Here is a 631-nt window from a genome sequence, read left to right on the forward strand (position 1 = left end):
TGGCTCTGTGTTTTCGATCAGTTCAAAAATATCAGGGGTAAGGATGTAACGACCAATGATCGCAAGATTGCTTGGCGCTGTGCCTGGTTCTGGTTTTTCTACCATGTCGTCTACGCGGTAGATGTCGTCTTTGATCATTTCACCAGAAATCACGCCGTATTTGTGCGTCTCATCAGCAGGTACTTCTTGTACTGCCACGATAGAACAGCGGAATTGCTTAAACAGCGCAACCATTTGAGCAAGAACGCCTTCTTCCTCGTTCACACACAAGTCATCGGCAAGTACTACAGCGAAAGGTTCATCACCAACCAGTTCACGACCCGTTAGAATCGCGTGACCTAGACCTTTCATTTCACGTTGGCGAATGTAGGTAAAGTTCGCTGATTCAATGATCTCACGAATATCGACAAGTAACTCTTCTTTGTTGGTACCGCTAATTTGGTGCTCAAGTTCGTAGTTCTTATCAAAGTGATCCATGATTGAGTGTTTGCCACGGCCTGTCACAATACACATACCGTTCATACCAGCTTGAATTGCCTCTTCAACGCCGTATTCAATCAACGGTTTGTTCACTACTGGCATCATTTCTTTTGGCATTGATTTTGTAGCTGGAAGAAAGCGCGTGCCGTAG

1 protein-coding gene is annotated in these 631 nt (G+C 45.2%); it reads right to left on the bottom strand.

Annotated elements, in window-relative coordinates:
* On the bottom strand, window positions 1–631 hold a 631-nt coding region (galU, locus tag R7Q09_RS26505; protein ID WP_318143988.1), incomplete at both ends, for a UTP--glucose-1-phosphate uridylyltransferase GalU.

This window comes from Vibrio sp. 2130-1, assembly GCF_033339515.1.